Source organism: Paenibacillus profundus (assembly GCF_021369635.1).
Lineage (GTDB): Bacteria > Bacillota > Bacilli > Paenibacillales > Paenibacillaceae > Paenibacillus_B > Paenibacillus_B profundus.
In genome coordinates this window covers 127,713-142,631 of record NZ_JAJNBZ010000006.1, presented here as the reverse complement: position 1 = coordinate 142,631, position 14,919 = coordinate 127,713, and the positions used below count along the sequence as shown (strand labels likewise).

The window sequence follows — 14,919 nt, the reverse complement described above, 5'->3', positions numbered from 1 at the left end:
AGACAATCGTAGTATATTGCAACAAACTAACATCTGCACATGAAATATGTGGAATTGAGGAAGGTAAGGAGCGCTCGAACATGATCAGTAAAAAATATGGTGTCAATAATTAGTGTCAATAATTATTAAATATTATAATTATATGAATAATATTGTATTTGATAGATTATTTGTTATACTATTAGCAATTCAATAACTCTGCTTCTTAAGTATCTGCATTTGGCAATAGCCAAAACTAGGTAGGAGGAATAAGAGTGTATCGAAATTTGCTGGAAGTGTTGGAAAAAATGGCGCATCAGCACCCGGATAGAAAAGCGTTTGTATATTTAAAAGACGGGGAAGTGGAGAGCGACAGCTGCACATATCGCGAATTGTGCCGCCAATCCCAAAAACTTGCCGCCTATTTTCAGCTTCTGAATTTGGAAGGCGAGAGAATCATGATTCTGCTGCCCAGCGGGATTGATTACATCATTGCTTTTTTCGGATGTATGTATGCAAAATCACTTCCGGTACCGGTCTACCCTCCCAGTAAATCACGAAATGCGGAGCGGATCGCATCGATCTATAACGATGCCAAGCCAGCTCTGGTAATTGTGCAATCCCTTCAAGATCCCGAAAAACTTCCTGAGATGATGCGTAACGTCCACTCGATCAAGCTTGATGAGATATTACAGAGCGATTACGAATATAAGCCGCAGATCGACACGATTTTCTCTGATCATATTGCTTTTCTCCAATATACGTCCGGCTCGACCAGTGCCCCCAAAGGGGTAATGGTGAGTCACCTCAACTTACTTCACAATTTAGAGATGATGAAACAACGGTTTCAACACTCGGATCACACCATTATGGCAACTTGGCTGCCAATGTATCATGATATGGGCCTTATTGGAGTTGTTTTGCAAAATATTTACAATGGCGGATGCTGTTATATCATGTCACCTTTGGATTTTGTGCAAAAACCGATCAGGTGGCTGCGGACGATCAGCAAATATGGAGTCACTTTCAGTGGTGGCCCCGACTTCGCCTATCGGCTGTGCGTCCAAAAAATATCGGTTGAAGATAAAAGCGATTTGAATTTGAGCCATTGGGCGAACGCCTTTAATGGGGCTGAACCAGTGCGAGCGGACACGATCCGGGAGTTTTGCAATGCTTTTCGGGAATGCGGTTTTCGTGAAGAGGCTATGCTGCCCAGTTACGGCTTGGCTGAAGGAACACTATGCGTAACGGTTGGGGAAAGAGAAGCTCCTCCTAAGTTTTTACATATTGATGAGAAGGCTCTGCAAAGCAACGATATTGTCATTGAAGATTGTTCGCCCAATACATCGCGTGCACAAGTCGGATGCGGGCAAATTTTATCGTATCAGCAAATTAAAATCGTAGACCCGCTCACAATGATCGAATGTGCGGCAGGGAAAGCGGGCGAGATTTGGATTAAAGGCGATAGTGTCGCCAAAGGGTATTGGGGAGCTCCAGAAGGCAGTAGAGAAATGTTTGCCGCTTGCCTGTCAGATACGGGGGAAGGCCCTTTTTTGCGGACAGGCGATCTTGGCTTTATCTGCGATGGAGAATTGTACATTACCGGGCGGTTGAAAGATTTGATCATTATTCGCGGGCAAAATTATTATCCCCATGATATCGAGGAAATTGCTGCAAGTTGTCATTCGGAAATCAATGTCGCCAGTACAGCCGCTTTCTCAATTGACGTACAAGGCAGTGAGGAGCTTGTCGTGCTGTGCGAAATGAATAGGGAATTCAAACATATCGTTCAACGGCAACAGCTCGACATGGAAATGTGTCTGAAAGAGATAACCCGTCATATTAAAGCAGAAATTATCGAAAAATTCCAGCTTCATACCTACGATATCAAAATTGTTAAACCTCTAAATATTCCGAAAACATCCAGCAACAAGATTCAACGCCGCAAATGCAAAGACATGTATCTGAACGGAAGTTTAATCGTGTGGGGTGATTGAATGAGCGGGGAACAGAGCAGCCGTTACAACGACATTTGCAGGTGGTTCGTACAGAAAATCAGCGCTGTGAAGCAGCTTTCGCCAAGTGAAATAGAAGCGTCGGTTCCGTTTTCATATTACGGACTCGATTCCAAGGAATTGGTGTCTTTGTCTGGAGAATTGGAGAGCTTTGTCAGTCATGCTGTCGATCCGACCTTGTTCTGGGACTATCCATCTATTCATTCCGTGGCCCAATATTATTCTTCCCGTGGTGAAGACAAACGTGGCTATATCCGGTCTGGAGGTTCTATGCAGGAGCATGCGGATGGTGTTGCGGTAATCGGGATGGGATGCCGGTTCCCAAAAGCAAAAAACATCTCCGAATATTGGCGAAATTTGCACAGCGGATTGGACTGCATTTCGGAAATACCAGTAGAGCGTTCGGCCCATTTTGCACAGGACGGAATGCGTTACGCCGGACTTGTGGACGATATCGATCGGTTTGACAATGAGGCTTTTTACATATCTCCGCGTGAAGCGGAGCAGATGGACCCCCAGCAGCGGATGCTGTTGGAAGTGGTATGGGAAGCGATTGAGGATGCGGGACTGACGAACGAACGTTTAAGCGGCTCGAGGACAGGGGTTTTTGCGGGGATTTCCAGCAACGATTACGGCTACAGCAAGCTATCGGATTTCGGGCAGAGCAGTATTTACAGAGTAACGGGAAATTCCAAATGCATTGCTGCCAACAGAATTTCTTACATATGGAACTTGCGTGGTCCCAGCCTGGCTGTGGATACAGCGTGTTCTTCTTCGCTGGTCGCCATTCATCTGGCTTGCCAAAGCCTGAGAACAGGTGAATCTGACATGGCCATCGCCAGCGGAGTGAATGTGATATTAAACCCAGGAATAAGCAAGGCCTTCTTCGAGGCGGGTATGCTCTCGGCAGACGGCAGATGCAAAACGTTTGATTCCCGGGCGGACGGTTACGTTCGCGGGGAAGGAGCGGGTGCCGTCATATTGAAGCCGCTGTCCGACGCTCTTCGTGACCAAGATAAGATATACGCCGTTATACGGGGCAGCGCTATCAATCAGGATGGTTTGAGCAATGGATTGACCGCTCCCAATTTACAGGCTCAGGAAGAGGTGCTGAAGGAGGCATACCGTATTGCCGGTGTTCACGCGGAACATATAGACTACATCGAGGCGCACGGGACGGGCACCGCTTTGGGAGATCCGATTGAAGTCCAGGCTATAGGGCGGGTGCTGTCAACCAATCGTTCCATGCTGGATAAGTGTTATATTGGTTCCGTAAAGACCAATTTTGGACATTTGGAGGCGGCGGCTGGAATTGCTGGTTTTATAAAAACAGTGCTTTGCTTAAAAAACAGGGAGTGGGTGCCCAATTTGCATTTTGAGCAAATCAACCCATATATCCCGTTCCAAGACCTGCCGCTTCAAGTGGTGAGGCAGTCAACGACACGGCCGGCAGGCGGCAGACCCGCTTTGGCCGGAGTAAGCTCCTTTGGCTTCGGAGGAACGAATGCCCATGTCGTGCTTCAACAATATGTCCCTGTAGGGACGGTTCCACAGAAGAGGGAAGACCCGAAGCTGTATTTCTTGCCTCTGTCAGCCAACACCGAGAGTGCTTTGGCCCGATTGGCAGCCGACACGAAGCAATATTTGCATGAACATCCCGATATGCCGCTGACCGATATTTGCTATACAGCTCAACGAAGAAGGACGCATCGTGCATGGCGCGGGGCCGCTATCGGCAGCAATCGTACGGAGCTCATCGGGGAGTTGGAACGACTCGACGCACGCTGCGGAACCATCGATGTGTCCAAAATGGTGTTCGTCTTCTCGGGTCAAGGCAACCAATGGCCAGGCATGGGGCGATATTTCCTTGAACATGAAGGCGAGTTTAAACGCGTTTTTTTAGAATGCGATGCGTTATGGGACAACTATGCGGGATGGTCTCTCTGGGACGAGATTCACCGTGACCAAGTTGATGACTGGTCTGATCGTACCGATGCGGCGCAGCCGCTGGTCTTCGCCGTTCAGGTATCCCTCGCAGCCTTGTGGAAAAGCTGGGGAGTTGAGCCGAAGGCCGTGATCGGACACAGCTTGGGTGAGATTGCCGCGCATTATACGGCAGGCGTGCTCAGCTTGGAAGACGCGCTGCTGATTGTATATTGGCGCAGTAAGCTTATGCAGACGACCCAAGGACAGGGAGCCATGGCACTCGTCCGTATTCCACTTGCTGATATTGAACAGCGGCTGGCGGACAACAGCTATTCGAGCCTGTGTATAGCTGCCGTTAATGGACCAGCGTCTATCGTGCTCTCCGGAGACAAATATGAAGTGGAACGCTTTATTCAGAATCTGCCCGATACAGTCAAAACCTACCCGCTTTCAAGCTCGTTCGCTTTTCACAGCAGACAAATGGAGCCTTTATGCGATCGGTTCCATTCCGAAGTCAAATCAATTCGACATCGATTGGCACATCTGCGTATTTATTCGACGGTGACAGGCCAGGTAGAGAACGGTCTGCGAATTCATGCGGATCATTGGTTGGACAATATGCGTAAGCCTGTTTTGTTTGCGGATGCGCTGGTCAAGGCGAAGCAGGACGGGTACGAAGCATTTGTGGAGGTTGGACCGCATCCAGTGCTAATTCAAAATGTAGAGGAATGCTTTGAGGATTGCAGGGCGAAGCTCGCGCTGTTCTCCATGCGCAAGGGTGACGACGGGGAGTCCATGCTGCAGGCCGCTGTCAAGCTGTATCAGCACGGTGTGGAGTTGAAATGGGGGAACATGGGATCTAAAGGTGAGTGCGTCTCCATTCCGACCTATCCCTGGGAGAAAAAAAGATTCTGGATCGACGATTCGGATGCGCCTCTTCAGGGGACGATTGCAGCGCCTCCCGTTACGGAAGATAGCCTGACCGGCCACCATGCCGCACTGTCCGTACAGTCAATCATTCAGGTTGCTCACGAGCGCGAACAGGCTCTGCCGCTGTTGGAACAGCATTTACAGACCCTCTTTGCAAGCATATTGAAGATAACTCCGGCTGCGGACTTATCCATGGACCAACCCTTGGTCATGCTTGGTATGGATTCCATTATGGCCCTGCAGCTTAAGCACAAAATCGAGCAGGAGTTCCAAGTATCTTTGCCGCTCGTTCATTTTCTGGAAGGAACAACAACGCGGCAGGCTGCGCTAAAAATGAGTGAGATTTTGCAGGATACCCGATGTCAGGATGCTGGGGAACATTCGCAGATAGACGATTTACTAGCATCGGATGATATGGAGCGCGATGTGAGCGAACTGTCCGACGAAGACATGGATCGATTATTGCTGCTTTTAACGCAAAAAGGATCTGAATGATTACGATTTCAGGAAGTCAATGACAGGAGAATGAAGATGAAGAATGATTCGATTGTCGTCGCTGGCTTATCCCGCGCGGAAAAAGAAAAGCTGATCCAACAGCTGCTGCAGCAGCGCTCGGAGAAGCGAGATACTATGGTATCGTATGGGCAAAAAGCGCTTTGGTTGCTGCAGCATGTCAATCCAGACAATTGTGCCTACCACATTCAAGCGGCATGGGATATTTTATCACCGGTAGATGAGCGCAAGCTGCAAGCAACGTTTCAGAGCCTGTCCGATACATATAGTTCACTTCGCACCACATTTATGATGGAAAACGGAGACATTAAGCGGATTGTCAAGCCGGATTGCGAAGTCGATTTTCGGGTGCACCGTCTGGACGAATGGGGACCAGAGGCGGAAGCCATGTTCGCCAGACATCTGAAGATGCCATTCTCATTAAATGAAGGACCGCTGTTCCGTGTCAACTTGTACTGCGCTCCCAAGCGTCCACCCCGCCTTCTTCTGTCTCTGCATCATATTATTACAGATGCATGGTCCATCGTTATTCTTCTGCGTGATTTCATGGACCGTTACCAGCAGGAAATCTCGGAGGGACACCCATATATCGAAGAGAGAAGCTATAGTGCGTTTGTGGAATGGCAGGACCGTTATTTGAAAAGCGCTCGTGCAGAGCATGACTGGTTATATTGGAAAAAAACGTTGGCGGGCCCGCTGCCTGTCTGTTCGCTTATTGCGGACAACCCCGGGGCGATGATAGAAGGCAATCGGGGAAGCAGCTGCACCTTCAGATTCAGCGAATCCTTGTCGCAGGAAATCATTCAATTAAGCAGAAAGCTCGGCATTACGTTAAATTCGTTGCTGCTGGCCTCTTTCGCCGCACTCCTGTATCGGTACACGGAGCAGGAAGAACTCGTGATCGGCACGTTTGCTTCCGGCAGGAGCGAAGCCGGGTTGGAACGCATATTCGGCTATTTTGTGAATACCGTTGCCATACGTCTCGAGTGCTCAGGGGATCTCTCATTTCAGCAATTATCGGATGAGGTCAAACGGAAGGTGCTCGAATCCATGGAGCACCAGGACTATCCATTTCCTCTGGTTGTTGAACGATTGCAGCCAGAGCGCGATGCAAGGGTTTCACCTATTTTTCAGGTTGCCTTTGTCATGGAGCGAGCACAGAGCTCGGAGGGGCGTCGATCCCCGCTGTTCATCAGCAACGATCAAGATCGGGTAGAGCTGGGATCCATGATTCTGCAGCCTGTTCCGCTTGAGACGGCGGATACTCAGTTCGAGCTCGTTCTTATGATGGAAGAGACGGAAACATTCATTCACGGTTCTTTTATGTACAGGTCGAAGCTGTTTAGCGACAGCTTTATGGCAACGATGGCTCGGCTGTTTACGGATTTGTTGGAGCACATTGTACGGAATCCGCAGGAACGGATTGGAAATTTGAGGTTCTATCAAACCCCATATGGACAGAAGGAACAGCACGTGCTGCCAACGGCGGCAGAACCGCATATTTGTCTGCATCATCTGCTTGAATATCAAGGAGAGTACCGACCGGAAGCGGCCGCCATTACTTTTCTGCACGAAACGGTAAGCTATCGTCAATTGGATCAAAGAGCCAACCAAATTGCTCGGTTGTTAGCCCGAAGAGGCGTGAAAAAAGGAGATTTTGCAGGGGTCTGCTTGGAGCGTTCTCCTGATATGGTTGCGGCGGTGTTCGCCGTATTAAAGCTAGGTGCGGTCTTCATTCCCATTGATCCCGCCTATCCGCCGCAGCGCAAAGCGTATATGGTGGAGCTGGTCAACATGGCGGCGATTATCAGCGCCTCGACAGTGGATCCCCATTCGTTCGGGGATAGAGTCGAACTCGTGTTGCTAGACCTGAACGAAGAAGAAATCGCTTGTCAAAGTGTGCAGCCTGTAAAGGAAAACATCGGCATTCACGATCTGGCTTATGTCATTTTCACTTCAGGCTCCACAGGCAAACCGAAGGCTGTGCTTGTCGAACACCGTGGCATCTGGAACATGGCCGAGGCGCAGAGAAGATACTTTGACTTAAATGACACAAGTAAAATACTTCAATTCGCTTCGTTCAGCTTCGATGCGTGGATTTTCGAAATCGTCATGGCTTTCCGCAGTGGGGGGACGCTGTGTATGGCTGCTGCAGAAACGCTGCTGCCCGGCAAACCGATGGTGCGATGGATGAAGGAACAACGGATCTCACATGCGGTGCTCCCGCCGTCTGTCCTTTCCCTTATACCGGATGTGAACCTGCCGGATTTGCAAGTCGTCATTTCAGCCGGTGAAGCGTGCACCAGAGAGATCGTGGCACGATGGGCTCCCGGCCGCCGATTTTTCAACGCTTATGGACCTTCGGAAGCTACCGTCTGGGTTACCGTAAAGGAGTGCTTCGCTCAGGAGTCTGTCATTGATCTGGGGGAAGCGATTCCCAATGTAGAGATACACGTGTTCAACGAGTACTTGCAGCATCCTCTCCCGGGCGCCATAGGAGAACTCCATGTCGGGGGTGTGGGCCTAGCCCGGGGGTACTACAATAATGCGGAAATGACGGAAGCGAAATTCATTGCTTATCCAGACGCGGAACAGCCTCAGGCAAAGCGTTTGTACAAAACAGGGGATTTGGTCAGATGCCTGTCTGACGGAAGCCTGCAGTTTGTAGGCAGAAAAGACGATCAGGTCAAGATCAGAGGGGTCCGGATTCACCTGGGTGAAATCGAGCATCATTTGTCGGAGCACGCGGGAATTGCGGGCAATGCCGTCCTTGTCACGGGGGCCTTGCCCGAGCATGCGGCGCTTGCCGCTTTTATTGTCCTGCAACCACACGTTTTGTGGGATGAAACGGGTGTAAGGAACTTTTTGAAAGAACGGATGCCGGGCCATTATATCCCTTCCCGATTTATTGTCATCGGCAACATGCCTTTGACGCCCAATGGAAAAGTGGACCGCAAAGCATTGCAGGCTTCTCTGGAACACCATGCGCACGATGCTGTGGAAGAGAGAAGCTATAGCAACAATTTTGTCGAAGAAATATTGATGGAAATGTGGAAACGTCTGTTGGCCAAAAAACAGGTGCGGGTTGACGATCAATTTTTCGAAGCCGGCGGGCACTCATTACTGGCGACCCAGCTCATATCCAACATTCACGACGTGTTTTCGATTGAATTGCCGATTCACACCGTTTTTGCCAAGCCGATGCTGCGTGAGATGGCGCATGAGATCCGACTGTTGCAGGAGGATGCGGGAACCGGCGCGGCCCAGCAAGAAATCATCCCCTTGAATCGCACCGGTGACTATCGTGTTCCTTTAACGAGCGCGCAGCAGAGAATGTGGTTCCTGCAAAAGCTTGACGAAGCCCAGACCGCTTATTTGATTCCGGGCGTCTTGTCACTGGAAGGACCTGTGGATATGGACGCGCTGCAGCTGTCTTTACAGGAAATTATTCGCAGACACGATTCCCTCCGGGCCTCTATTCATTTGGAGAACGGAAGTCCCGTTGCTGCCATCAGAGCTGATGTGACGTTCCAGCTAGAGGTTAAGGATTGCACGGAGGAAGACGCATGGCAATGGATGCATGCGGAATGCTGCCGCCCGATTTATTTCTCGAACGACTTATATCGAATTACGCTGCTGCATACCGGTGACAACCGCCATTACTTGGTGATGGTTCTGCATCACATCATGACGGACGGCTGGTCCATGGGCATCATCATGAACGAACTGCGGCAGTTATACGCAGGCCAGGTTGAGAAGAAGCGTGTGGAGCTGCCATATCCGCCGCTGGCGTATTCCGATTACGCACTTTGGGAACAAAGCTGGTTGGACAGCGATTCGTACCAGCAGCAGCTTCGATATTGGACAGGGATGCTGCGTAAACCAATCCCGCCGTTAACTCTGCCGTCCGATTATCCAAGATCGCCAGTGCAAAGCTATCGCGGCAAGCGTATTTGCTTGCAGCTCCCGCAGGCGTTGAGCGAACCGTTAATGGCACTGGGACAGCGGCACAACTGTACGCTGTTTATGACGTTAATCGCCATTTTCAATCTGCTGTTATATCGCTTGAGCGGAGCGTCCGATATTGCGGTCGGCGTGCCAATTGCGGGTCGAAATCAGCAGAATCTGGACAAAGTCGTGGGGCTGTTTGTCAATACGCTGCTCCTGCGTACCGATCTATCCGGCGAGCCCGACTTTACCCGCTTGCTGATGCAGATTCGTGAAACGGCCATAGGCGCGTACGCGCATCAGGACATGCCTTTTGAGAAGCTTGTGGAAACGTTGCGGCCGGACCGCGATCTCAGCCGTTCATCCATGTTCCAGGTCATGTTCAACATGCTCAATATCCCGCCGGTTACGGCAGAGTTCAGCGGATTGACAGTGCAGATCGTAGACATGGACGAGCATGATTCCAAATGCGATATAACTCTATATGCGCAGGAGAATGCGGATGGCATTCATTTGGAAATGGTGTATGCAGCCGATCTGTTCCGGGAGGAAAGGGCCGCGGAAATGCTGGCTCAATTCCAATGCCTATGCCATCAAGTCGTAGAAAATCCGGAACGGTCCATCGAGCAATATTCACTCCTAACAGAGAATTCCAATGCGCTTCTGCCCGATCCGGCCCTGCGGTTAAAACATGCAGACGACGATCTATTAAAACCGATTCATGTCTTGTTTGCGGACATGGCGGAACGATGTCCGGAGGCCGCCGCCGTAATTGACCGGGACGAAGCCGTATATACGTACCGCGATCTGGATCGATTAAGCGATGAACTGGCTTCGAACTTGATTCAGCATACGCAAGAAAAACGCGGGGTTATTGCCGTATGCGGGGAACGAAGCGTCTCCTTGATCGTCGCCTTGCTGGCCGTGCTTAAGAGCGGGTCCGTATTTATTGTATTGGATCCGGCGCATCCATCCGGGCGTTTGGCAGAGATGATCAAGGTTTCTTCGGCGAATGGTATTGTATTCCTCGACACCGGGAACGCGCAGCCAACCAGCCTATACGATGATTTAACGAATCTGGTTTCTTTTACTATGCATTACGATGGCACTGCCGGTTGTACGAATACGAATTATTCATCTTCAGAGAAGCTGGCACAGATCGGCATCTCCCTGCACGACACAGCTTATATTTTGTTCACTTCGGGCACGACGGCCGTTCCGAAAGGAATTCCATGCACGCATGAACCGCTCTCGAATTTTATTCGCTGGTATGTGAATGAATTTCGGCTTGATTCGCAGGACCGATTCAGCATGTTTTCCGGTCTGGGACACGATCCATTATTAAGGGATATTTTCGTTCCTTTGTCCATCGGAGCCGCGGTCTGTATTCCAGATGGAAGCAAGCTGGTCATTCCCAGCTATATTAACCAATGGATGGCACGCCACAAGATTACCGTCTCGCATTTAACGCCGGCGATGGGCATGGTCATAGCAGGATGGAGCGGGCATGAACGGAACGGATGTGTGCTCGGCGATTGGCGGTACGCCTTGTTTGGCGGGGATGTGTTGGTGCCATCCCACATTGAAAATATGCGTGCTATCGCACCGCGAATCCGCTGTTTTAATTGTTACGGAGCGACGGAAACGCCGCAAATTATGGGGATATATGCCATACCAGCGCCTCTGGGGCCATTTATCCCGATTGGGAAAGGAAGAGAAGGAGCACAGCTTCTCGTAATGGACTCCGAGCTTAGGCAGAAGGGGATTGGGGAAACAGGAGAAATATGCATCCGCTCGCCTTATTTGGCTTCTGGCTATCTTACAGCAGCGGACGCGGACGGCAATCCATCCTCTTTTGTGCAAAATCCTTATACCTCTGCAGAAGACGATTATATATACAGAACGAGTGACCTAGGCAGGTATATGCCGGACGGCAACGTTGAATTCATCGCCAGACAAGGAGATATCGTCAAGGTTCGCGGATATCGGATTCAACTGCGTGAAATTCAGCAGGTCATATTGCAGCATCCATCTGTAACCGATTGCTTCATGCTGTGCCAAGTCCATCAGGACAACCGGATTATCGCGTATGTGGTGCCGGCCCAACAACCGTTTCATCCTTCCGGTCTGCAGCTGCACCTGAGAGAAAAGTTGCCGGATTACATGCTGCCTGCGGTATATATGGAATTGGCACAAATTCCGCTGACCCGCAACGGGAAAATAGATGTTGAAAGGTTGCCGGAACCGGATGCGTTCAACTACAGAGATGAGCAGCAAGCAACTGCCATGCCGGAAACGGCGCTGCAGCAGAAGCTTGCGGAGGTGTGGCAACACCATTTGAATGTAAAAGAAGTAGGGATTCACGATAACTTTTTCGAAGCAGGCGGACATTCACTATTGTTAATTCGCGTCCAACAGCATCTTGAAGAAGCTTTACAGCGTCAAATCCATGTTGTCGATTTGTTTAAGTATCCGACGATTTACTTGTTGGCCCGTTATTTGGAGGGAAGCGGCGAAGCGGAGGAGGAGCGTCATACAACCGCACACAGGAAAAGCAAGCAGCGGGCGGCACAGCAGGCACAAAAATCACGGCGAAAGGGTGAGCGAAAGTGACGGTGAGCGAAACGGAGAACACGATTGCCATTATCGGGATGAGCGGGAGGTTTCCCGGGGCCGGCCATGTGGGGCAGTTTTGGGACAACCTGAAGCACGGCCAAGAATCGATCACTTTTTTCACTGACGATATGCTGCGGGAGGCTGGCGTAAGGGAGGATAAGCTTCACGCTCCGAATTATGTGAAAGCTGCCCCTGTATTAACCGATATCGACAAGTTTGATTACCCTTTTTTTGGAATGAGCAAGCGGGAGGCAGACATGCTGGATCCGCAGCACCGCCTGCTGTTGATGTGTGCATGGGAAGCGCTTGAGGATGCGGGATACGTAGCTGATTCATATGAAGGACTGATCAGCTTGTTTGCCGGATGCGGGTTTAACAATTATTTAGTGAATGAAATTTTATCACGCAAGGACGATTTTTCTGAGGAAGAGCTGCAAATGGTGCTGCAGACCAACAGCAACGATTATTTAAGCACGAGAATCTCTTACAAGCTGAATTTACGCGGGACAAGCGTCACTCTTCAGACCGCTTGCTCCACTTCGCTGGTTGCCGTTCACTATGCCTGTCAAAGCTTGCTGATGTACCAGTCGGATCTGGCCTTGGCAGGCGGCGCCTCGCTGCGTATTCCGGCATTGGAAGGCTATATGTACCAAGAAGGGGGGATTTTCTCCCCTGACGGGCACTGCAGAGCGTTCGACGCAGAAGCTAAAGGGACGATATTCGGCAGCGGAGCGGGAATCGTGGCGCTGAAGCGTCTGGAGGACGCCCTGGAACATCGCGATCATATCTATGCCCTGATAAAAGGCAGCGCCGCTAACAATGACGGTTCGTCCAAGGTGGGTTATACCGCCCCAAGCGTTGAAGGTCAGCGGCGCGTCGTAACGGAAGCAATGATGATGGCGGAAGCAGACCCGCGGACGATCGGTTACATCGAGGCGCACGGAACAGGGACGGTATTGGGCGATCCCATCGAGATTGCGGCACTGCAGGAAGCATTCGGAGATACCGGCGACAAGCAATACTGCGCGATTGGCTCCGTCAAGACGAATATCGGCCATCTGAACGCGGCCTCGGGCATTGCGGGGCTGATCAAGTCGGTGTTGATGCTGTATAACAAGCAGATTCCCCCGAGCCTGCATTATCATAGGCCCAATCCGGCCATCGATTTTAAGGAGAGTCCTTTTTATGTCAACACAGCTTTGACGGACTGGGCCGCAGCGGCTCACCCCCGTCGCGCCGGGGTAAGCTCATTCGGGATCGGCGGCACAAATGCGCATCTCATCTTGGAGGAGGCGCCAACATCGCCGAAGGCGGGATCACGGATGGAGCAGGTGCTCCTGTTGTCTGCGCGCACGGATACGGCGCTCGATTCGATGGCCGCGGCTTTGCACCGGCACCTGCAACTGCATCCGGAATTGGCAATGGAGGATGTCGCGTATACGCTTCAAGTCGGCAGACAAGCATTTCCGTACCGCTATGCTGCGTTATCCGGCGTTGACGGCGGACTGAAATTAATTGGAAAGAACAAAACGGATAAAGGCAAGGCGAAGATTATATTTATGTTCCCTGGTCAAGGAAGCCAGTACATCAACATGGCGGCCGGGTTATATGAACACATCCCCTTGTTCCGCCGCTGGGCGGACAAGTGCTTTGCCGAACTGAATAAACATCTCCGCACGGACTTGGCGCCTATTCTGTTCGGAGCGCCGGAGGGCGGAGCCAATGCAGCGTTGCTGGATCAGACCGCCATCGCTCAGCCGCTTCTCTTTGTTGTAGAATATGCGCTTGCCCGCTGCTTAATGGACTGGGGTCTGGAGCCGCATGCGATGATCGGCCACAGCCTCGGCGAATATGTCGCCGCATGCATCGCAGGCGTTATATCGCTGGAGGATGCTTTGGCAATTATCGTGAAGAGAGGAGAGCTCATGCAGCAGAGCCCCGGTGGAGCCATGTTGGCTGTCTCGGCCCCTTTCGGAGAGATCGGGGGCTTCACGGATGAAGGCATTCATCTGTCTGCCGTTAACAATCCCGGTTCCTGTACGGTCGCCGGTGACGGCGAAGCGATTCTCCGATTGGCGGCGCGATTGGAGACGGCCGGAATCGGGCATAAGCTTCTGCCTGTATCGCATGCGTTTCACAGTCCGCTAATGGCACCCGTCTTGGGGCCATTCGAGCAGGTGATGCAGAAGTACAAGCTGCATGCTCCCCACATTCCTTACATATCCAATGTAACTGGAGATTACATGACAGAAGCGCAAGTGAAGAACCCTCGTTATTGGAGCGATCATATCAGAGAGACCGTCAACTTCAGCGCAGGAATCGAAACATTGCGGCAGAGCGGAAATCTGATGTGGCTGGAGGTGGGGCCCGGAAAAGCGTTGACCCAGCTTGTTCACCAGCATGGCATCGAATCGCTCAAGGGAAATGTGCTCAACATGATGAGGCACGGCAAAGAAGACGAGTCCGATGTTTCTGCCTTGTTGAAGGGCTTGTCTGCATGCTGGTTATCCGGGGCGGATATCCAATGGGAGAAGCTTCATCCTGCGCTGCCTGGACGTGTATCGCTGCCAACGTATCCGTTTGAGGGAAGACGGTGCTGGATAGACGGCAAGCAGGACAGCGAATGGGTTGAAGAACAAGGGCTTGCCACTGCGGCAGGCGATTCGGAAGTTGTGCGGTCATCAGCGGACAGGGCGCATCTGTCGACAGCATATGTTCCACCTGCTGATGGCTTGCAGGGAAATCTGGTGGACATATGGGAGCAGGTTCTAGGGATTCGACCAATCGGCATCAAGGATGACTTTTTCGAATTGGGAGGCCATTCTTTGCTGGCGACACAACTCATTTCCAGGCTGCGGAATCTGATCCCAGAAATTGAAATTCAGTTCGACCGGATTTTCAATTACCCGACCATTGAGGGGATTGCGGAGCAAATAGAGATGCAAATGATTGAGCATTTGGAAAGCAACTTCCATTAACAAAATTCGGCGGA

At 51.0% G+C, this 14,919-nt stretch carries 4 protein-coding genes; all 4 read left to right on the top strand.

Annotation, left to right across the window (positions count from 1 at the left end; translation table 11 throughout):
• Window positions 1–341: 341 nt before the first annotated feature.
• The 4 genes from LQV63_RS10655 to LQV63_RS31755 are packed head-to-tail and all read left to right on the top strand — an operon-like array spanning window position 342 to window position 14,905.
• On the top strand, window positions 342–1,976 hold the full coding sequence (locus tag LQV63_RS10655) for a fatty acyl-AMP ligase (RefSeq protein ID WP_233696686.1): 1,635 nt from the start codon (window positions 342–344) through the stop codon (window positions 1,974–1,976).
• Complete coding sequence (locus LQV63_RS10650) at window positions 1,977–5,345, top strand: type I polyketide synthase (RefSeq protein ID WP_233696685.1); 3,369 nt, start codon at window positions 1,977–1,979, stop codon at window positions 5,343–5,345. It abuts the gene before it with no gap.
• A 36-nt stretch (window positions 5,346–5,381) separates the two neighbouring features.
• Complete coding sequence (locus LQV63_RS10645; protein ID WP_233696684.1) at window positions 5,382–11,924, top strand: non-ribosomal peptide synthetase; 6,543 nt, start codon at window positions 5,382–5,384, stop codon at window positions 11,922–11,924.
• On the top strand, window positions 11,921–14,905 hold the full coding sequence (locus LQV63_RS31755) for a type I polyketide synthase (RefSeq protein ID WP_233696683.1): 2,985 nt from the start codon (window positions 11,921–11,923) through the stop codon (window positions 14,903–14,905). Before LQV63_RS10645 ends, LQV63_RS31755 begins: the two co-directional genes overlap by 4 nt.
• The last annotated feature ends 14 nt before the right edge of the window (window positions 14,906–14,919 follow it).